15 protein-coding genes and 1 pseudogene are annotated in these 18,190 nt (G+C 65.3%); 11 read left to right on the top strand and 5 right to left on the bottom strand.

The features are described 5' to 3' along the window. The first annotated feature begins 1 nt into the window (after position 1). The 8 genes from RDU24_RS00400 (at position 2) to RDU24_RS00365 (ending at position 7,321) form a co-directional block, all read left to right on the top strand. Complete coding sequence (locus RDU24_RS00400; protein ID WP_308733741.1) at positions 2-355, top strand: hypothetical protein; 354 nt, start codon at positions 2-4, stop codon at positions 353-355. A 137-nt stretch (positions 356-492) separates the two neighbouring features. Beyond that, complete coding sequence (locus tag RDU24_RS00395; protein WP_308733740.1) at positions 493-1,662, top strand: OmpA family protein; 1,170 nt, start codon at positions 493-495, stop codon at positions 1,660-1,662. Positions 1,663-1,806: 144 nt separating this feature from the next. Further along, entirely contained in the window at positions 1,807-2,991 is a 1,185-nt protein-coding gene (gene ahbC / locus RDU24_RS00390) for a 12,18-didecarboxysiroheme deacetylase (protein ID WP_308733739.1), read from the top strand. A 9-nt stretch (positions 2,992-3,000) separates the two neighbouring features. Then, a complete protein-coding gene (hemB, locus tag RDU24_RS00385; protein ID WP_308733738.1) occupies positions 3,001-3,987 on the top strand; it encodes a porphobilinogen synthase in 987 nt (328 codons plus the stop codon). A gap of 19 nt (positions 3,988-4,006) precedes the next feature. Further along, positions 4,007-5,206, top strand: a complete 1,200-nt coding sequence (gene ahbD, locus RDU24_RS00380) for a heme b synthase (RefSeq protein WP_308733737.1) — start codon at positions 4,007-4,009, stop codon at positions 5,204-5,206. Then, positions 5,206-5,658 carry a siroheme decarboxylase subunit alpha gene (gene ahbA / locus RDU24_RS00375; RefSeq protein WP_308733736.1) on the top strand — a complete coding sequence of 151 codons (453 nt, stop codon included), beginning with the start codon at positions 5,206-5,208 and terminating at the stop codon, positions 5,656-5,658. Before ahbD ends, ahbA begins: the two co-directional genes overlap by 1 nt. 49 nt (positions 5,659-5,707) lie before the next feature. Then, on the top strand, positions 5,708-6,361 hold the full coding sequence (gene rpe / locus RDU24_RS00370) for a ribulose-phosphate 3-epimerase (RefSeq protein ID WP_308733735.1): 654 nt from the start codon (positions 5,708-5,710) through the stop codon (positions 6,359-6,361). 105 nt (positions 6,362-6,466) lie between these two features. Further along, positions 6,467-7,321 (top strand): alpha/beta hydrolase, encoded by an 855-nt coding sequence (locus tag RDU24_RS00365; protein ID WP_308733734.1) that lies wholly within the window; start codon positions 6,467-6,469, stop codon positions 7,319-7,321. 57 nt (positions 7,322-7,378) lie between these two features. Here the strand turns inward: RDU24_RS00365 and fdhD are convergent, their stop codons facing one another. After that, complete coding sequence (gene fdhD / locus RDU24_RS00360) at positions 7,379-8,167, bottom strand: formate dehydrogenase accessory sulfurtransferase FdhD (RefSeq protein WP_308733733.1); 789 nt, start codon at positions 8,165-8,167, stop codon at positions 7,379-7,381. Positions 8,168-8,264: 97 nt separating this feature from the next. Continuing rightward, entirely contained in the window at positions 8,265-9,533 is a 1,269-nt protein-coding gene (locus RDU24_RS00355; RefSeq protein WP_308733732.1) for an Nramp family divalent metal transporter, read from the bottom strand. A gap of 164 nt (positions 9,534-9,697) precedes the next feature. Between RDU24_RS00355 and RDU24_RS00350 the strand changes: the two genes are divergently transcribed. The 3 genes and pseudogenes from RDU24_RS00350 (at position 9,698) to RDU24_RS00345 (ending at position 12,521) form a co-directional block, all read left to right on the top strand. After that, positions 9,698-11,416 (top strand): caspase family protein, encoded by a 1,719-nt coding sequence (locus RDU24_RS00350; protein WP_308733731.1) that lies wholly within the window; start codon positions 9,698-9,700, stop codon positions 11,414-11,416. Positions 11,417-11,478: 62 nt separating this feature from the next. After that, positions 11,479-11,919 (top strand): annotated as a pseudogene (locus RDU24_RS15930) (radical SAM protein); the annotation flags it as partial. A gap of 224 nt (positions 11,920-12,143) precedes the next feature. Beyond that, positions 12,144-12,521, top strand: coding sequence for an SPASM domain-containing protein (locus tag RDU24_RS00345; protein ID WP_308733730.1), 378 nt, complete (start codon positions 12,144-12,146; stop codon positions 12,519-12,521). 72 nt (positions 12,522-12,593) lie between these two features. On the opposite strand, the gene amrB is transcribed toward RDU24_RS00345, so the two are convergent. Genes amrB through RDU24_RS00330 form a run of 3 tightly spaced genes read right to left on the bottom strand, consistent with a single transcriptional unit; the run spans position 12,594 to position 18,166 of the window. Next, the gene (gene amrB, locus RDU24_RS00340) at positions 12,594-13,427 is read right to left on the bottom strand and encodes an AmmeMemoRadiSam system protein B (RefSeq protein WP_308733729.1); all 834 of its coding nucleotides are present in this window, start codon (positions 13,425-13,427) and stop codon (positions 12,594-12,596) included. Positions 13,428-13,451: 24 nt separating this feature from the next. Continuing rightward, entirely contained in the window at positions 13,452-17,078 is a 3,627-nt protein-coding gene (locus tag RDU24_RS00335; protein WP_308733728.1) for a tetratricopeptide repeat protein, read from the bottom strand. Positions 17,079-17,125: 47 nt separating this feature from the next. Continuing rightward, positions 17,126-18,166, bottom strand: a complete 1,041-nt coding sequence (locus RDU24_RS00330) for a sigma-54 interaction domain-containing protein (protein ID WP_308733727.1) — start codon at positions 18,164-18,166, stop codon at positions 17,126-17,128. Positions 18,167-18,190 lie beyond the last annotated feature (24 nt).

Genomic DNA, 18,190 nt, shown 5'->3' with positions numbered 1-18,190 from the left:
CGTGACCAGGCGCAAACCCGTTCTCGACTGGGTGCGCCGCAAGTGGCGGGCCTACTGTTCCGTCCGTCGCAGCGCCGCACAGGTCAACCCAAACGGGCTGTTGCGCTTGGCCGAGGAAGTGCGCACCCTGGCCGAGGCCGCCCGCCGCGTCTGTCCGCCGGAGCGCTGCCTGCAATCGCGCATCCGGGGCATCAACGAGGAAATGCGCCGCCTGACCGAAATAGCCGCCACACCGGACTTCCGCCGCCTGGCGCCGGAGAAGCGCCAGCTGCTGCGCCGGGGATTGGTCGATTCGCGCGAGCAGCTGCTTCGCGTCATGGGGCAGGCTCCCGCGCCCACTCGGCTTCTGCAGTAACCGCTTCGTGTTCCGTCCACGCATGCCCTCATTTCAGGGCTGGCGGTACGCATTTTGCTTGTATGGCTGCACAGGACCGCGTCCGCGTCGGGATTCCGTCGCGCGCGGGCAACATGCATACTTGCGAGAGTGCGCCCATGAAACCCGACAACATCGCCAAATGCCTCCGCGCCCTGAGCACCCTGGCCGTCATCGCCTGCGCCATGTTCGGGCTGCTGGCCTGCGCCCACGTGGACCCGAGCGTCGTCAACCCGAGCAAGGTCTACCGCGACGCGCCGGTGGAGAAGAGCAAGCTGGCCATCTCCGTCAAGCCGAAGAGCAAGCTGAACGACGCGCCGCAGGTGCTCATGTACCCCTTCTGGATCAGCCAGAAGATGGAAAACGCCCCGCTTGTGGGCCGCGAGCTGGCCCGGCTGGTGCACCAGACCTGGACCGAGGAAGCCGCCTTCGAATCCATCATGCTCGATCCGCAGCTGACCTACCGGGGGCCGGAACAGGCCGTGAGCGTGGCCCGGCGCGCCGGGGCCGACCTCGTGGTGGTGGGCATCGTGCCGTACCTCTACACCGGCGGCACCATCGACAGCACCGCCGTGACCCTGCAGATCCGCGTCTACGAGACCCAGGGGGGCAACCTCGTCCTGGCCATGGACCAGTCCGCCCGTGTCAACGCACGCCTGACCCAGGACTGGATACTCTTCGACTTGCATACCCGCCTGTCCGACTCTGCACTGGCCGAGGCGATGGCCTCCATGGCCCGCGACATGGCCGTGCCCATCAAGTCGTGGATGCCGCCGACCGACGAGGAGCTCGGCTTTGCCGATTCCTACGCCGGCATGACAAAGAACATCATGCTGAGCGGCTCGCCCCTGGCCGGAGACGCTGACGACGCCGAATCGCGCGGCATGGCCGCCGGACTGCTGGAAAGCGGCGGCAAGCCGGGCAAGCGCGGCAAGCGCGACAGCGGCGGCCTGAAGCTCAAGATCGAGTTCGACGTCGACTCCTCGCGCATCCGCGAGGAATCCTACACGCTCCTGAACGAGCTGGCCAAGGCGCTCAATTCCGACGTGCTCAAGGGCAAGCGGGTGGTCATCGCCGGACACTGCGACTCAGACGCCTCGCTTGAGTACAACCAGAAGCTCAGCGAGCGGCGCTCGGCCTCTGTGAAGGCGTTCCTGGTTGAGCGCGGCGGGGTTGACCCCGCGACCCTGCGCACCGAGGGCTATGGCAAGACGCGCCCGCTGGTGCCGAACACCTCCCCGGCCAACAAGCAGCGCAACCGCCGCGTGGAGGTCCGTCTGGACAGGTAGCCCGGGCCGAGCAGCGGCCACGGCGCACGACATTCACATCCAGGGGGCGGAATTTCCGCCCCTTTTTTTCGGCTTTGCCACCGGCCTCGAATGTGATAGGGGAGTGCCTCGCATTAAAAACGCTCTGCCACCAACGAGGTTTTCATGATCGGCATATCCAAGCTCTACTGCGGCGCCGTCGAGGCCGCCGACGCCCTGCGCTACAACCGCCATTCCGGCAAGTTGCCCTCGCACCTGCTCCAGTTCTCCGCGGACAAGAAGCCCGTGGTGGTCTGGAACATGACCAAGCGCTGCAACCTGAAGTGCGTGCACTGCTACGCCAAGGCCGTTGACCCCGAGGGCACGGACCAGATCAATACCGACCAGGCCAAGACCCTCATCGACGACCTGGCCGCCTACGGCGCTCCGGTCATGCTCTTCTCCGGCGGCGAGCCGCTGGTGCGCAAGGACCTGGTGGAACTCGCCAGCTACGCCACCTCCAAGGGCATGCGCGCGGTCATCTCCACCAACGGCACCCTCATCACCAAGGAAAAGGCGAGGGAGCTGAAAAGCGTCGGCCTGTCCTACGTCGGCATCTCGCTCGACGGCGGCGAGGAGATTCACGACAAGTTCCGCGCCGTGCCCGGCTCCTTCAAGAAGGCCATCGAGGGCGTGGAGAACTGCATGGCCGAGGGCCTCAAGGTCGGCCTGCGCTTCACCATCAACAAGCGCAACCAGGGCGAGGTGCCCACGCTCTTCAAGATCGTGCGCGACCTCGACGTGCCGCGCATCTGCTTCTACCACCTGGTCTACTCCGGCCGTGGCTCCGACCTCATCAAGGAAGACCTGGACCACGCCGAGACGAGAGCCGTGGTGAACCTCATCATGGACGAGACCCGCGCCCTGTTTGACGCCGGGCGGCCCAAGGAAGTGCTGACCGTGGACAACCACGCCGACGGCCCCCTGGTCTACTATCGCCTGCTCAAGGAAGACCCCAAGCGCGCCGCCGAGGTCATGGAGCTGCTCCAGATGAACGAGGGCAACAGCACCGGCCGCGGCATCGGCTGCATCTCCTGGGACGGCCAGGTGCACGCCGACCAGTTCTGGCGCCAGCACAGCTTCGGCAACGTGCTGGAGCGCCCGTTCTCCGAGATCTGGGACGACCCGAACATCGAGCTGCTGCACAAACTGAAGGACAAGAAGCCCCACGTGAAGGGCCGCTGCGCCACCTGCAAGTTCCTGAACATCTGCGGCGGCAACTTCCGCGCCCGGGCCGAGGCCTACTACGGCGACGTGTGGGCTCAGGATCCCGCCTGCTACCTGACGGACGAGGAAATCAAGAAGGACTAGGAGGGCTCTATGCTCGATTCGGACTTCTACAGGGGCCGCCGCCTGCGCCGCAGCCCCGGCATCCGCGCCCTGGTGCGCGAGAACGAGATCAGGCCCGCCGATCTGGTCATGCCCTACTTCGTGGTGGAGACCGATGACTCCGGCTTCAGGAAGCCCATCGGCTCCATGCCCGGGCAGTTCCAGCTCTCGCTCCAGGAACTGGAGAAACAGGTGGGCGCGGCGGTCAAGAACGGGCTGCAAGCCGTGCTGCTCTTCGGCATCCCGAAGGAGAAGGACGAGCTGGGAAGCCAGGCCTACGCCGACGAGGGCATTGTCCAGGAGGCCGTGCGCCGCCTGAAGCAGGCCTTCCCGGAACTGGTGGTCATCACCGACGTCTGCCTCTGCGAATACACCTCCCACGGCCACTGCGGCATCGTGCAGAAGGGCGGAGAGATTCTCAATGACCCCACCCTGGACCTGCTGGCCCGCTCGGCGCTGTCGCACGTGCGCGCCGGGGCGGACATGGTGGCCCCTTCGGACATGATGGACGGCCGCGTGCTGGCCATCCGCGAGACGCTTGACGAGAACGGCTTCTCCGGCGTGCCCATCATGAGCTACGCCGTGAAGTACGCCTCGGCCTTTTACGGGCCGTTCCGCGAGGCCGCCGAGAGCACGCCCAAGTTCGGCGACCGCAAGACCCACCAGATGGACCCGGCCAACAGCCGCGAGGCCCTGCGCGAAGCTGAGGCCGACCTGGCGGAAGGCGCGGACATCCTCATGGTCAAGCCGGGCCTGCCGTACCTGGACATCGTGCGCCAACTGCGCGACGGCTTCGACACGCCCATCGCCGTGTACAACGTGAGCGGCGAGTACAGCATGGTCAAGGCCGCGGCCGCCAACGGCTGGGTGGATGAGGAGCGCATGGTCATGGAGATGATGACTTCCTTCAAGCGCGCCGGGGCGGATATCATTCTGACCTACTTCGCCGAAGACGTCCTCAAATGGCTCAATAAATAAACGAAAAAACAGGCGATCTATGCACGATCATGCGAAAGGACACCCCGGGGGCGGGCACCCCAGCGGCATGCGCCCCGGCCATCCTGGCGGTGGACATCCCGGTGGTGGCCATCCCGGCTCGCACCCCGGCGAGCAGCACATAAAAGGCCCCACGGACGGCGTGCCGCAGCTTCGGCTCATCGCCTGGGAAGTGACTCGCTCCTGCAACCTGGCCTGCAAGCACTGCCGGGCCGAGGCGCACCCCGAGCCCTATGAGGGCGAGCTTTCCACCGCGGAGGCCAAGGCCCTCATCGACACCTTCCCCGAGGCGGGCAGCCCCATCATCATCTTCACGGGCGGCGAGCCCTTCATGCGCCACGACCTGTACGAGCTCATCCCCTACGCCAAGAGCAAGGGGCTGCGCTGCGTCATGGCGCCCAACGGCACCATGCTCACGGCCCAGAACGCCCGTGAGATCAAGGAACTGGGCATCGAGCGCTGCTCCATCTCCATCGACGCGCCCAACGCCCCGGCCCACGACGAGTTCCGCGGGGTCAAGGGCGCCTTCGCCGCCTCCATGCAGGGCATCGAGCACCTCAAGGCCGCGGGCATGGAGTTTCAGATCAACACCACGGTCACCAAGGACAACCTGCACCAGTTCAAGGAGATCTTCCACCTGGCGGAGGACCTCGGCGCCAGCGCCTGGCATATATTCCTGCTGGTGCCCACGGGCCGCGCCGCCGAACTGGGCGCGCAGGTCATCACGGCCGAAGAGTACGAGGACGTGCTCAACTGGTTCTATGACTTCCGCAAGACCACGGACATGCAGCTGAAGGCCACCTGCGCGCCGCACTACCACCGCATCCTGCGCCAGCGGGCCAAGGAGGACGGCACCCCGGTGAACTTCGAGACCTTCGGGCTCGACGCCGTGAGCCGCGGCTGCCTGGGCGGGGTGGGCTTCTGCTTCATCTCCCATTCGGGCATCGTGCAGCCCTGCGGCTACCTGGACCTCCATTGCGGCGACGTGCGCAAGACGCCGTTCCCGGAGATCTGGAAGAAATCCCAGCAGTTCCTGAACCTGCGCAACCCCAAGGTCTACGAGGGCAAGTGCGGGGTCTGCGAATACGAGAAGGTCTGCGGCGGCTGCCGCGCCCGCGCGGCCACCATGCGCGGGGGCTACCTGCGCGAGGAGCCGCTGTGCTCGCACACGCCGGTGAAGCTGGCCAAGGCCGGTGCCTGATGGACACCTACGACAAACAGATCCTCGACATCATCCAGTCGAGCTTTCCGCTGGCTTCACGGCCCTACGAGGTCGTGGGCGAGCAGGTGGGACTGACGGAAGCCGAGGTGCTGGCCCGTGTGCGCCGTCTCAAGCAGCAGGGCGTCATCCGCCGCATGGGCGCCAATTTCGGCTCCCGCCAGCTAGGCTGGAAGAGCACCCTGTGCGGAGCCGAGGTGCCCGAGGACAAGCTCGACATCTTCGTGGCCGAGGTCAACAAGCACAGCGGCGTGACGCACAACTACCTGCGCGCGCACCAGTTCAACGTCTGGTTCGCCCTCATCGCGCCGAGCGAGGAGGCCGTGGAGGAGATCCTGGCCGACATCACGGCCAAGACAGGGGTGGCAATCATGAACCTGCCCGCCAGCACGCTGTTCAAGATCAAGGTGGATTTCAGCATGGGCGGCGAGTAGCCGCCTCAGGCCGCGAGAAGCCGCGCAACGCCAGCCAAGGAGCCAAAGCATGATCCTCTCGCCCTCGCTTCTCTCCTGCGATTTCGCCCGCCTGGCCGACGAGCTGGCCGCCCTGGAGGCCGCCGGGATCAAGTGGGCGCACCTGGACGTCATGGACGGCTCCTTCGTGCCGAACATCACCTTCGGGCCGCCGGTCATCGCCGCCATGCGCAAGACGAGCAAGCTCTTCTTCGACTGCCACCTGATGATCGACGATCCGGGACGCTACATCGACGACTTCGCCAAGGCCGGGGCCGACCTCATCTGCGTGCACGCCGAGGCCACCAACCACCTGGAGCGGGTATGCGCCGCCATCCGCCAGGCCGGCTGCAAGCCCGCCGTGGCGCTGAACCCGGCCACCCCGCTTGAGGTCGTGCGCTACCTGCTGCCGCAGCTCGACATGGTGCTCATCATGAGCGTGAACCCAGGCTTCGGCGGGCAGAGCTTCATCCCCTTCTGCATGGACAAGGTGCGCGAGCTCAAGGCCATGATCACCAAGGCCGGGGCGGCCACGCTCATTCAGGTTGACGGCGGCGTGACGCTCGACAACTGCGCAGAGTTGGTCAAGGCCGGGGCCGACGTGCTTGTGTCCGGTTCGGCCTACTTCGGCTTCCCGCCCTATGGCGAGCGCCACCGCCAGTTCCTGGAGCGCTGCGGGGGCTAGGCGCCCGGCTTTCGTGCCTCGCAGGTTGCCAAGCATGGGCCTGCGCGGTAAAGGATGAGAAGGATGGGGCGTGCTCCGTCTGAATTCCGCTGGAGGCTCCCCCACATGCCGCAAGCGTTCCCCGCCTGTCCTGGTTCAGGCATTGGCCCCCGCCCGATCCACTCCTTCTGCCTCCTGTTGCTGCTGCTTTGCGTCTATTTTCCGCTGTCGGCCTCTGCCGCGGAGCTGCTGGGCGTTGTGGCCCTGCACGACAAGAACGACACGCCTGACAGGCACCTGGCCGAAACCATCCGCACCCTGCGCAACGTCGGGTTCGTGGTGGAAGCGCCGGAGATGCCCTGGTCGCGCAAACGCTCCTTTGACGCCTCCTACCAGCAGGCCCTTGTGGAAATTGGCCTCGCCGTTGGCGAACTGCGCTCCAAAGGCGCGACCCGCGTGGCCCTCGTGGGGCATGGCTTGGGCGCCAACGCTGCCATCGGTTATGCCGCCACCCGCCCAGGGGTTTTCGCCCTCGTTGCCCTGGCCCCGTCTCACGACCCGGAGCGCTTCAGCGACGTGCTGGTGGCCGATCTGCGCAAGGCCCAGCACATGATACTCTCCGGTCGCGGTGGGCAGCGCTCCGCCTTCATGGACGTGCGCCACGGCAAGGACTACGATCTGTCCACCACGGCGGAGATCTACCTGAGCTACAGCGATCCCGAAGGCCTGGCGGTGATGCCGCGCACGGTGCAGGGCATACGTCCGGCGGTGCCGCTTTTGTGGGTGGTGGGGACCAACGATTCTTTGTCGCGCCTGGGCCGGTCTTACGTCTACTCAAAGGCTCCGGACCACCCGAAGAGCCGCTACGAGGAGATTCTGGCGGACCATGAGGGCACCCCGGCGCATTCAGCGCGTTTTGTGGCGGAGTGGCTCAAGGAGTTGATGCTGGAACCCGGCGGCAAACAGGCTGTAGGGAAATAGTCCGCAGCTGGGCTTGCGTTCCGCCCGCGCCTAGGCCGCGCCTCACGTATTTCTGCGTTATTCCTGAATGATGCGGCCCGGATCGTTGTAGACCCAGAAGCTGTCGGCCTTGATGTTGCCGATGAGGGTCAGGCCGATCTTGCGCGCCAACTCCACCGAGAAGCTTGTGGCCACGGCGGTGGAGGCCAGCACCGAAACGCCGATGCGCACGGTCTTGAGCAGAATTTCCGAGGCCACCCGGCCCGTGGACACGATCATCTTGTCATCGGTCGGCACCCCTTCCAGAAAGCATTCCCCCACGATCATGTCGATGGCGTTGTGGCGGCCGATGTCCTCGCGGAAGAGCAGCATCTCCTTCGGGGTGCAGAGCGACGAGTTGTGGCAGCCGCGAGTGCGGCCATAGAGGGTGCTGCGGCGCTTCAGCTCGTTGGCCAGGGCCAGGATTTGCCCTGGCGTCACCTTGAGCTCCGAGGTGACGCGCCGCTTGGAGATGGTCGCCACGTTGCGGTCGAAGTTGGTGCCCTTGCCGCAGCCGGAGGTGATGGAGCGCTGGATCTCCCGGCCCTTGGCCCAGGGGTCGTGGCTCACGCTCACGCGCGCGGTGATGCGCCCGTCCTCGTCCTTGACGTCCACGCCGAGCAGCTGCGCCGGGTCGGTGAGCAGCGCGTCTGACTTGAGAAAGCCGACCGCCAGGTGCCGGGGATGTTTGCCGGTGCACAGCAGCGTCACCACCTCCCGGTCGTTCAGGTAGATGGTCAGGGGCACCTCGCGGATGGCCTCGATGTGCTTTTGCGCTGGGCCGTCCGGGCCGTACTCGGTGATCTCGAATGGGGATGACTCGGGCATAAAACCTCTCTTTTCCTTCTAGAAAGGTATGCGTTTGCGCGCGGCAAATCAACCGTCTTCGGAAAGATCAGCCTCTGGCACAAGTCGTCCGGTCGATCTAGCCGAAGAAGGTGTCCCAGAGCAGCAGCATGTTCAGGCCCACCACCACGATGGAGATGCCGCCCAGCACGAAGTTGTGCCAGGCGGTGTTGACGAATTCGCCCATGACCTTGCGCGAGGCGGTGAGGCGGAACTGCAGGTAGATGGTGAGCGGGAGTTGGATGCTCAGAAGGATCTGCGAGACCACCAGCCCTTGAAAGGGCGAGGTGATGAGCAGGATGCACAGGGCGGCCGGGACGAGCGTCAAGGCCACGCCCAGGCGGCTGTGCGGGTCCTTGATGTCGAAGGGCTCGGAGAAGATGCCCGCGAAGATGCTGCCCCCGGCCATGCCCGCCGTGACGCTGGAGGACAGGCCCGCCATGAGCAGCGCCAGGGCGAAGACCACTGCCGCGGCGTCCCCCAGGATGGGCCGCAGCATGGCCTGGGCCTGCTCCAGCTGGTCCACGGGCGTGCCCTGGGCGAAGAACGTCGCGGCGGCCACAAGGATCATGGCGCTGTTGATGCCCCAGCCCACGAGCATGGAGAACAGCGTGTCGACGAACTCGAACCGCAGCTGATGCTTGATGACGTCCTTGTTCTCCAGGTTCCACTGGCGGCTCTGGATGACCTCGGAGTGCAGGAACAGGTTGTGCGGCATGACAACAGCGCCGAGCACGCTCATGATGATGGGGATGGAGCCGTGGGGAAAGCTCGGCGTGACCCAGGCCACGGCCGCCTCTCCCCAGGGTATCTTCACCAGCGTCAGTTCGTAGATGAAGGAGAGGCCGATGAGCGAAACAAAGGCGATGATGATCTTCTCGATGCGCCGGTAGGCGTTGGAGTAGAGCATCCAGGCCACGAAGACCGTGGTCAGCAGGGTGCCGAGCCAGATGGGCAGGCCGAAGAGCATGTTCAGGGCGATGGCCGCGCCAAGCAGTTCGGCCAGGGCCGTGGCAACGGCGGCGATCATGGCCGAGCCCAGCAGCGAGCGTGAGGCCAGGGGACGCATGTGCTGCACCGCGGCCTCGGACAGGCACAGGCCCGTGGCGATGCCCAGGTGCGCGGCGTTGTGCTGGAGCACGATGAGCATAAGCGTGGCCAGCGTCACCATCCACAACAGCGAGTAGCCGAACCCGGCGCCTGCGGCCACGTTGGCGGCCCAGTTGCCGGGGTCGATGAAGCCCACGGTGACCAGCATGCCCGGCCCGATGTACTTGAGAATCTCAAGTCCGGAAAAGCGGGGTTTGTGGTGGTCGCGGAACCAGGCCCGGAGCCGTGAGGCGATCATTTCGCTGGCCCTGAACTTGCTAGGAGTGCATAGGTCGACATGAATATGCAATTACCCTTGCTCCCGGCGGATGTCCAGGCAGGGCGAAACGCCGCCGCCGACGTTGCCAGCAGGGGCGTTGTCGGATAGCATGACAGCCAATCCACAGAGTTCAGGAGCAACCTATGCGCACCGCAACCAGACTCATTCTTGCGCTCGCTGCGCTCATTTTGCTCACTACGACTGCCTTTGCGGCTCCAGGGCGCTACGCCCTGGTCATCGGCAACTCCGCCTACAAGAACAAGCCGCTGAAGAATCCCGCCAACGACGCCAAGGACATGGCGCGCACCCTTGAGCGCCTCGGGTTCGACGTGCAGCTCAAGACTGATGTTTCCCTGCGCGACATGGAGGAGGCCATCCGCCTGTTCGGCGAGCGCCTCAAGCGCGGCGGCGTGGGCCTGTTCTACTACGCCGGGCACGGCGTGCAGGTTCAGGGCGTCAACTATCTGGTGCCGGTGAACTCCAATGTCTCCAGCGAGTCCGACGCCAAGTTCGAGTGCGTGGACGCGGGCAGGGTGCTCGGCAAGATGGAGGACGCGGGCAACGAGCTCAACATCGTCATCCTGGACGCCTGCCGCAACAATCCCTTCACCCGCAGCTTCCGTAGCGCGGAACAGGGCCTGGCGCGCATGGACGCGCCCACCGGCTCCATCGTTGCCTATGCCACGGCCCCCAATTCCGTCGCATCCGACGGCAAGGGAACCAACGGCCTCTACACCAAGTATCTGCTCCAGAACATCACCACTCCGGGCATTCCCATCGAGGAAGTCTTCAAGCGCGTGCGCATCGGCGTCATGAGCGAGACGGGCAAGAAGCAGGTGCCCTGGGAGTCCTCGTCCATCGCAGGATATTTCTACGTTGCTGGGCAGCCCCAGCAGCCCTTGGCCATCAACGCCTCTCAGGCCTCCCTCCAGCAGCGCCAGCAGGAGCAGCGCCTCAAGGAATACCTTGCCGGGCTGGAGGCGGAGAAGCGCCAAGTGGAGCAGGAGCGCGCCGAGCTTGCGCGCCGCAGGCAGCAGCTGGACCAGGAGGCCGCCAAGAAGCTGGCCGAGGCCCAGGCCCCTCAGGACAAGCGCCTGCGTGAGCAGTTGGCCGTGCTTGAGGCCGAGCGCAGGAAGCTGGAGCAGGAACGCATGGCGTTGGAGGGAGCGCGTCGCGAGGCCGAGCGCATGCAGGCCGAGCAGGCTGCCAAGGCCAAGCAGAAGGCCTCAAGCGTCATGGTAGCCGGCCCCGGCGCAGGGTCAGTTTCCGTCGTCGGGCAACAGGCCTCTGTCAATGTGCCCAAGCCCTGGCAGGCGCCGCAAACGCCGAGCCCGCAGCCCACTCAGCAGCAACGGCCCCGCGTGGAGGACCGCGCCCAGGTGCTGAACCGCCTCGCCGGGGTCTGGCGCATTGAAACGCAAGGCCCGCGCAACTATCCCATGCTTCAGCTCAAGCCCGGCGGCGACACCCTTTACGGCACCCTGGTGGGCGAGCCGCGCCTGGTGAACCGCATGGAGCTTTCCGGCCTGGCCGTGGAGGACGGCAACCTCCACGTGCGCCTGGACATCAGGCGCCCCCCCGAAGAACCATTCGAGCCCGCCCGATTGCTGCGCGATCTTCTGAACGGCCAGGGGCAGAGGCGCCCCGGGGCGAGGCGGAACCAGGACTCGGTTGACAGTCAGGGGGGCACGCGCGGAACGGCGCTGGTGCGCACCATTGAATGCGTCGGCGACCTGGAAGGCTCCAAGGGTGCCGAGATTCCGCTGGTCTGCGAGCGCGTGGACGCCGAGGCCAGGTCGCAGGGCAACCCTCGCAAGGAGATGGGCCGCATGGTCCGCACCGATGGCTTGAGAGGATACTAGGATGCTTCAGCACAGGGAAACACTCAGGGGGATCGTTGCAATACATTAGTAATGTCAAGGTGATGAATACAAGTTTGGCCGAGGTCTTTGGCCGAGGCAACGTCGAGGAGCTTGTCACCTTCCCGCAGGAAATCACGATCACGACCCTTTTGAAGTGCAACTACCGCTGTCCCATGTGCTACCAGGGCAGTTACGAGGGCGAGTTGGACTGGTCGGTGGTGGAGAAGATCGAACCGCTGCTTCCGTTTGCGGAGACCCTGCAGATTTTTGGCGGCGAGCCCTTTTTGTATCCTCGCATCACTGACCTTTACCGCATCGCCAACAAGCACGAGTGCTTTATCTCCACCATTTCCAACGGTTCGTTGCTGACCGAGGACATGTGCAAAGAGATCGTCCGCTACAAGGTCGGGTGCATCAAGTTCAGCATCGACGCCGGGACAGCCGCCACCTACAAGCGTATCCGCGGCGGCGACTTCGCCAAGGTCATGGGCGGCATCGAGCTCATCGCCAAGCTCAAGCGGTCCAAGCGCGCTGCATTTCCGGCCATTGATTTCAATTTCCTGGCCATGCGCTCGAACCTGCCTGAGCTGCCGCGACTTTTGCGCATCGCCTCGGATATTGGCGTCCGCGAGGTCAACGTCTTCTATCCGGGCTTCACAAGGAGGCGCTCGCTGAGGACTGCCTGTTCTTCGAGCAGGAGCGCAGCGACGAACTCTAGCTGGCGGCCATGGACATCGCCAAGCGCCTGGGCCTGCAGCTCAACGCGCCGACGCTCTTCCGCGATGCTCCGGAGCCGGGCTTCAGAGAGGTCATCTCGGACAAGCACACCTGCCTGGACCCGTGGACCAAGCTCATCGTCAATGTGGACGGCAGTATGGCGCTGTGCTGCTCCGGTCCGACGGGCATCGGCAATCTTGCCGACGGCGACTTCGAGCCCATGTGGAACGGCAAGCAGGCCGCCATTTTCCGGCGCACCGTGAACACGCCGCAGGCTCCGGCCTTTTGCCGCAACTGCAACATCCGCCAGGGCAGCCCAAAAGAGCTCGGCTTTCACTTCAAGACGCCGGAACTTTTGGCGAAGTATTCCCACGTCCAGCCGCACTAGTGGTTGCGGCGGGAATGAAAAGGCCCGGGGCAGAGCGCTCCGGGCCTTTTTGCGTTGAGAACCAGCCAGCGGCTAGCTGATGACCAACCCGGCGTAGCCCACTACCCGGCGCATCTCGCCGTTGACCTCGCCGGAGGTGGCGTAGGCCGTGATCTCGCTCTGGCTCGCGCCGAGTTCGAGCGCCGCGGCCAGGGCCAGGGTCATGGGCAGCACGCCGCACATGCTGATGCTCTCGCCGCGCACGGTCTCGTAGAAGGCAACCGGGTTCAGGGCCATGACGGGGTCCAGCGCCTTGGAGTCAAGCTCCTGGGCCATCTCATGGGTCACGAAGTGGCTCATGTCCGAGCTGACGACCATGCTCACGGGCCGTTCAAAGGCGCGCAGGGCGCGCCCGATGGCTTTGCCTACGGAGAGCAGGGTGGGCAGGTCGGGCTGGGATACGGCGATGGGCACGATGCGCGTGTCCGGGTTCAGCTCGGCCAGGAAGGGCACCAAAACCTCCAGGGAGTGCTCGCGCTGGTGGGCCAGGGTGTCGAGTACCAGGCGGCCCTCCTGGGCCAGGAGATGCTCCACCAGTTCGGTGTCCACGCTGAGCGCCCCGCCAGGGAACATCCAGCGGCCCGAAGGCCACACGGCGAAGGGCTTGCCCAGGCCGGTGTGGTTGGGGCCGAGCAGCAGCACTGTCTCGGCCAGGTTGGCGCGGCCCAGGGTGGCCCCGGCCACGGCCCCGGAGAAATAGTAGCCCGCGTGCGGAGCCATGGTCAGGACGGAATGCACGCTCGACTTCTGCTCGGCCCCTTCCAGGTAGCCGCGCACCTCAAGCCGCAGGGCGTCGGGGTCGTTCGTGTAGAATTGCCCGGCGACAGCGGGCTGACGGTCCAGGACTTCCGTAAAGGGCATGGGCATGCGCAACTCCTGAGGGCTTGGGCGCTAGCGCCCGACGTTGTTCTGCAGGTACTTCTGAAGCCGCTGGTCCAGGGCGCTGCTCTCCAGCTCCTGGGCGGCCATGCGGGCATATACCGTGCCGGGCTTCTTCTTCACGATGTCGGACAGGAGCGCCTTCCACTCATCGAACTTGCCGCCCTGGCGGTAGATGCCTGCCAGGCGCAGCCGCAGGGGCGCCCAGTCCGGGTCCTTGTCGGAGATGATGCGGTCGAACTCCTTGGCCCACTTGAGAGTCTCGTTGTAGCGGCCGGAGCGCTCAGTGGCGGTAATGCTCATGAGCAGGCAGTCCTTGATCTTGTCCTTGTCGCCGCGGGCCTCGAGGAGCAGCCCCAGGGCCTCCTGGGACAGGGCGAAGAGGCGGTGCATGTCCTGCTTGCGGGCCGCGTCCTTGGCCAAGGTATACGTGGCGAAGGCGCGGGTAGGCAGGTCCGTGGCGGGGTCGGAGGCGATGCGCGTCCAGAGCGGAATGCTCTTCTCGGATTCGCCCTGGTTCTCAAGCGCCATGGCCCTGGCCTGCTCGAACTGGGCCTGCTGCCGCGGAGAGAGCTTCCAGGCCTTTGAGGCCTTGGCCGCCAGCGAGGCTATGCGGCCCCACTCCTTGCGCTCCATGAAGATGTTCATGGCAAGGTCGAGCGCCATCTCCGAGTATTTCGGCACCTGGGTCTTTCCGAGGAATTTTCCCGCGAGCTGAAGCGCCCGTTCCGGCTCCCCCCGTTTCCAGGCGCTCACGGCGATGGCCATGCGCGCTTCGTCGCCGATCTTGTCCTGGCTCTCCTTGACGAACGGCGCGGAGTCGAACAGCTGCATCACGCGCTGGTAGTTGCCTTCCTGCACAAGCTGGGGCAGCGCCAGGAGGAAGGACTGGAACCCGAGCTCCTTGGCTTTGCCGATGAGCGGGCTTTTCGGATACTTTTCCAGGAAGGAGTTGGCACTGCCGATGGCATCGAGGTAGGCCTTCGAGTAGAACTGCCACATGCCGAGCTTGATGAGGGCCAGCGGGGCCAGCGGGCTCTGCGGGTACTTCTTGACGATGTACTCGTAGGTCTCGTTCGGCTTGAGCGACTGCGGCTTGCCGAACAGTGAGACCATCTCGGTCATGGTGGGGTCGTCGTAGATGCCTTCCTCGGCGATGCGCATGCGCGCAACCAGGCCGCCCTCGCTGCCTGGGAAATCGTGCACGGCCTTCTGGTAGACTTCCTTGGCGGCGGCCCGCTTGTCCTGGCGCAGATAGATGTCGCCGACGCGCACAAGGGTGACGTCCGCGAACTCGGCGGCCGGGTTCAGGTTGTAATAGGTCCAGTAGTGGTCCTTGGCCTGGGCCAGCTTGCCAACCTTCTCCTCGATCTCCGCCTCCAGCCGCAGGAAGTCCGGCGCCTCCATGTAGAAGAGCGGCCAGCGCTTGTCGATGTAGTCGATGATCTTGTAGGCTTTTTCGTATTCGCCGAGCTTGCGCAGGGTCTGGGCCAGCGTGTAGGCGGTCTCCTTGGCAAGCTTGCTGTCAGGGTAGTCCTGAATGAGCTCCTGGTAGTTGTCGGCCGCCTTCTTCAGGTCGCCTTTGCCGCGGTAGTACTCTCCCAGGGAGTAGGGAACCATGGCGGCGTTCTGGTCGATCTTGTACTTCTTCTTGATGATGTTGAAATAGGCCTTGGCCTCGCCCAGGTTGCCCACCTTGAGGTTCAACAAGCCCAGGTTCAGCAGGGCGCGCGGCACTTGTCTGGACTTCTGGTTGGAGTTCATCGCCATCATCTGCGCCCCGGCGACCTTGTCGTAATTGGCGGCGTAGTTGTCCCTGTATGCCTGCATGTAGGCGTCCGCCAGGGAGTAGAGGACCTCTTCGCGCAGGGCGCCCTTGAGGTTCGGCTCGTTCAGCATCGCCCGAAGCGACTTGACGGCGGAGTCCCACTGGCCAGCGGACATGTCCGACTGCGCCTTGAGCAGCATGTCCTTGATCTGCTGCTCCGTGTGCGGGCCTTCAGGGGCTTTGTCCTTGCCCGCCTCTTTCGGGGCAGCGCCGTGCGCGTCTTTCGCTTCTTCCTTGCCCGGCTCTTTCGGAGCTGCTCCGTTCGTGTTGTTGGCCTGCTCCTTGGCGGCGTCTTTGGCTGGCTCCTTTGTCGGGCCGTGCGCCGAGGCATTGCCCCCGCCTTCTGCCGGGAGCGGTTGCGGGGTTGCAGGTGCAGCGGGCGTGTGTTCGGCCACTGCGCCCGGGGCCACTGCAGGCAGGGGTGCCGTGGTGCCGGCGACGGTGGGCATCGTCGTCTTCTGCACCTGCTGGCGAATCTCCCAGGGGCGCGCGCCCGGGGTTTGCGCCGCCGGTGCGATCTTGGCCGGGGCGGCCGCCTGGCCAGGAGCTGCGGCCTTGGGAAATGCCGCCGTGCCTGAGACGATCTCGGCCAGCCGCGCCTGCTCCGGGGTGTTGCGGTCGGCGCGGAAGCGCACATCGGCCTTGCCCTTCTCAGGCTGAACGTCGATGGGGGTGGGCTGCGCTGGAGGCGGCAATGTGGGCTGGGCATGCTCTGCGGCAACGGGCGGCATTGGCGTCTGTGCGGTGGCGGGCGCGGCTTGCGGCACGTGCTGATCCTGCAGGATCGGCTTCTCCGTCACCCCGGCGGGCAGCTTGCCGCCCACGACCTTGGCCGGTGTGCTTTCGTGCGCAGCCTGCTTGGGGGCGGCCGGGGTCGGCGCCGGAGCAGAAGGGGCCTGACCCTGGCCGGATACCATGGGCAGGGTCGCAGTGCTTCCGCTGGGCATGCCGAGGACGGTTTTGCTCACCGGCGCGCGCATGGAATAGGGCACGGAGAAATAGGGCTGGCCTGTGGCTGCGTCGGCTTTGCCCGGAGTAACTTGCGCGGGCTGGGGCGCGGGTTGGGGCGCTACGGGAGCCTGAGGTGCAGAAGTTGACGGGGGCGCGGGGGCTGGCGTCGCGGCCTGCGCCGAAGGTTTGGGCTGTCGGGCCGCCGCTTCCTTCTCCCGCTTGGCCGCGGCCTCAAGCTCCAGCCGTGCCTCGGTCTCAGCCTTGCGTCGCGCGGCTTCCGCAGCCTTGGCCTCCTGAAGGCGCTTCTGCTCGGCAAGCTTCTGCTCCTTGGCGGAAAGGGGCTTTTCCTGCGGCGGCTTGTTGGGGAGTTCGGTCTTGGCTTCCGTCTTTGCGGCGGGCTTTGTCTCGGCACTCGTCTCGGCCTTGGGGGCGGCCTTGGGCTCAGCCTTTTTGTTGACGTTTTCCCAGCGCGAGCCGATGGGGTCGGAAAAGAGCTGGATCTGCAGCTTGCCGGATGGGGCGGAGTGCACATAGCCGAAACCACTGGTGCTCAGCTGGATCTTGAAGCCCCCGGGAATGGCGCGCACGCTTTTCACGAGCTTGGACCCGCCCACGCGTGGCGCTGCGGCGGCCTTTTCGCCCGGCGCGGGCTGGATGAGCACAGTGATTTCCTGCGCCCCGGTGCGGTGCACGCTGTACTTCGGCAATGGACCGGATTCGGGGGAGACGGTGATCGTGTCGGAGCCCTGTCCGGCCTGGAAGCCGGTCTGCAGCGCGTTCCCGTGCGTCGGGCACAGAACCGCCCCGGCGGCCAGGGCCGCCACGAGCCAGAGGGGCGCTGTCGGTCGTCTCCAGGTCATGGCATGGGCCTGCTTGGTTCTCGTGTCCTAAACCCGCATGGCCGGACTCAGCCGTCGAGAAGGTTGCGTTTCTTGAGCTTCTCGATGAGCGTCGTGCGCTTGATGCCGAGGATCTCCGCGGCCTGGTTCTTGACGCCGCCCGCTTCCTTCAAAGCCTCGGTCAAAAGCCTCTCCTCGATCTCGTCGAGGAATTCCTTGAGGCCTTGCCCCTTGTCGCGCATGTCCTTCAGCTCGGGCCAGGCGAACCCGGCGCTCACACCGGGGCTCGTGCCCTCGATGGTGATGATCTGCGTAGCCCTTTCGGGTTCGGGCATGCCCGCCGCGCGCTGAATCTTTTCCGGAAGGTCCTCCGGCTCGACCTTTGCGCCTTCGCACAGGATGGACAGGCGCTCCATGAAGTTTTCAAGCTCGCGCACGTTGCCTGGCCAGGAGTAGGCCACAAGCATGGCCTTCGCCTTCGGGCTGACCTGCATGTTCGGGCGGTCCTTCTCGAAGCAGAAGTTGCGCAGGAAGTACTCGGCCAGCACCAGGATGTCTTCCCCGCGCTCGCGCAGGGGCGGCAGCTGCATGGGGATGACGTTCAGGCGGTAGAACAGGTCCTCGCGGAAGCGCCCGGCAGCGACCTCGGTCTCCAGGTCGCGGTTTGTGGCTGCCACAACGCGCACGTCCACCTTCTTGGTCGCCGTGCCGCCCACGCGCTCGATCTCTTTCTCCTGCAGCGCGCGCAAAATCTTCACCTGGAGGCTTAAGTCCATCTCGCCGATTTCATCGAGGAAGATGGTGCCGCCGTCGGCCAGCTCAAAGCGGCCGGGCCGCGAGCGGATGGCGTGCGTGAAGGCGCCCTTCTCGTGGCCGAAGAGTTCGCTTTCCAGCAGTTCGCGGGGGATGGCCCCGCAGTTGATGGGCACGAAAGGTTTGTCGCGACGTCTGCTGTTCTTGTGCAGGGCGCGCACCAGGAGCTCCTTGCCAGTGCCTGACTCTCCGGTGACGAGCACCGTGCTGTCCGTAGGCGCGACCTTCTCCAGAATCTTGTAGACCTCGCGAAGGGCCGGGCTGTTGCCGATCATGCCGTCGATGTTGAGCGCCATTGCTCCTCCCGGTTTGCCTTCCCA

The organism is Humidesulfovibrio sp., assembly GCF_031082295.1.
Lineage (GTDB): Bacteria > Desulfobacterota > Desulfovibrionia > Desulfovibrionales > Desulfovibrionaceae > Humidesulfovibrio.
The sequence above is the reverse complement of the archived record's forward strand: the minus strand, read 5'-3'. Positions and strand labels throughout refer to the sequence as shown.

What these genes read in the sequence shown, in the direction of transcription:
- RDU24_RS00345 (WP_308733730.1), top strand. Translation starts at nt 12,144, where the DNA reads ATGGACATCGCCAAGCGCCTGGGCCTGCAGCTCAACGCGCCGACGCTC.
- rpe (WP_308733735.1), top strand. Translation starts at nt 5,708, where the DNA reads ATGATCCTCTCGCCCTCGCTTCTCTCCTGCGATTTCGCCCGCCTGGCC.
- RDU24_RS00365 (WP_308733734.1), top strand. Translation starts at nt 6,467, where the DNA reads ATGCCGCAAGCGTTCCCCGCCTGTCCTGGTTCAGGCATTGGCCCCCGC.
- fdhD (WP_308733733.1), bottom strand. Translation starts at nt 8,167, where the DNA reads ATGCCCGAGTCATCCCCATTCGAGATCACCGAGTACGGCCCGGACGGC.
- ahbA (WP_308733736.1), top strand. Translation starts at nt 5,206, where the DNA reads ATGGACACCTACGACAAACAGATCCTCGACATCATCCAGTCGAGCTTT.
- ahbC (WP_308733739.1), top strand. Translation starts at nt 1,807, where the DNA reads ATGATCGGCATATCCAAGCTCTACTGCGGCGCCGTCGAGGCCGCCGAC.
- RDU24_RS00395 (WP_308733740.1), top strand. Translation starts at nt 493, where the DNA reads ATGAAACCCGACAACATCGCCAAATGCCTCCGCGCCCTGAGCACCCTG.
- RDU24_RS00355 (WP_308733732.1), bottom strand. Translation starts at nt 9,533, where the DNA reads ATGATCGCCTCACGGCTCCGGGCCTGGTTCCGCGACCACCACAAACCC.
- RDU24_RS00350 (WP_308733731.1), top strand. Translation starts at nt 9,698, where the DNA reads ATGCGCACCGCAACCAGACTCATTCTTGCGCTCGCTGCGCTCATTTTG.
- amrB (WP_308733729.1), bottom strand. Translation starts at nt 13,427, where the DNA reads ATGCCCATGCCCTTTACGGAAGTCCTGGACCGTCAGCCCGCTGTCGCC.
- RDU24_RS00335 (WP_308733728.1), bottom strand. Translation starts at nt 17,078, where the DNA reads ATGACCTGGAGACGACCGACAGCGCCCCTCTGGCTCGTGGCGGCCCTG.
- hemB (WP_308733738.1), top strand. Translation starts at nt 3,001, where the DNA reads ATGCTCGATTCGGACTTCTACAGGGGCCGCCGCCTGCGCCGCAGCCCC.
- ahbD (WP_308733737.1), top strand. Translation starts at nt 4,007, where the DNA reads ATGCACGATCATGCGAAAGGACACCCCGGGGGCGGGCACCCCAGCGGC.
- RDU24_RS00330 (WP_308733727.1), bottom strand. Translation starts at nt 18,166, where the DNA reads ATGGCGCTCAACATCGACGGCATGATCGGCAACAGCCCGGCCCTTCGC.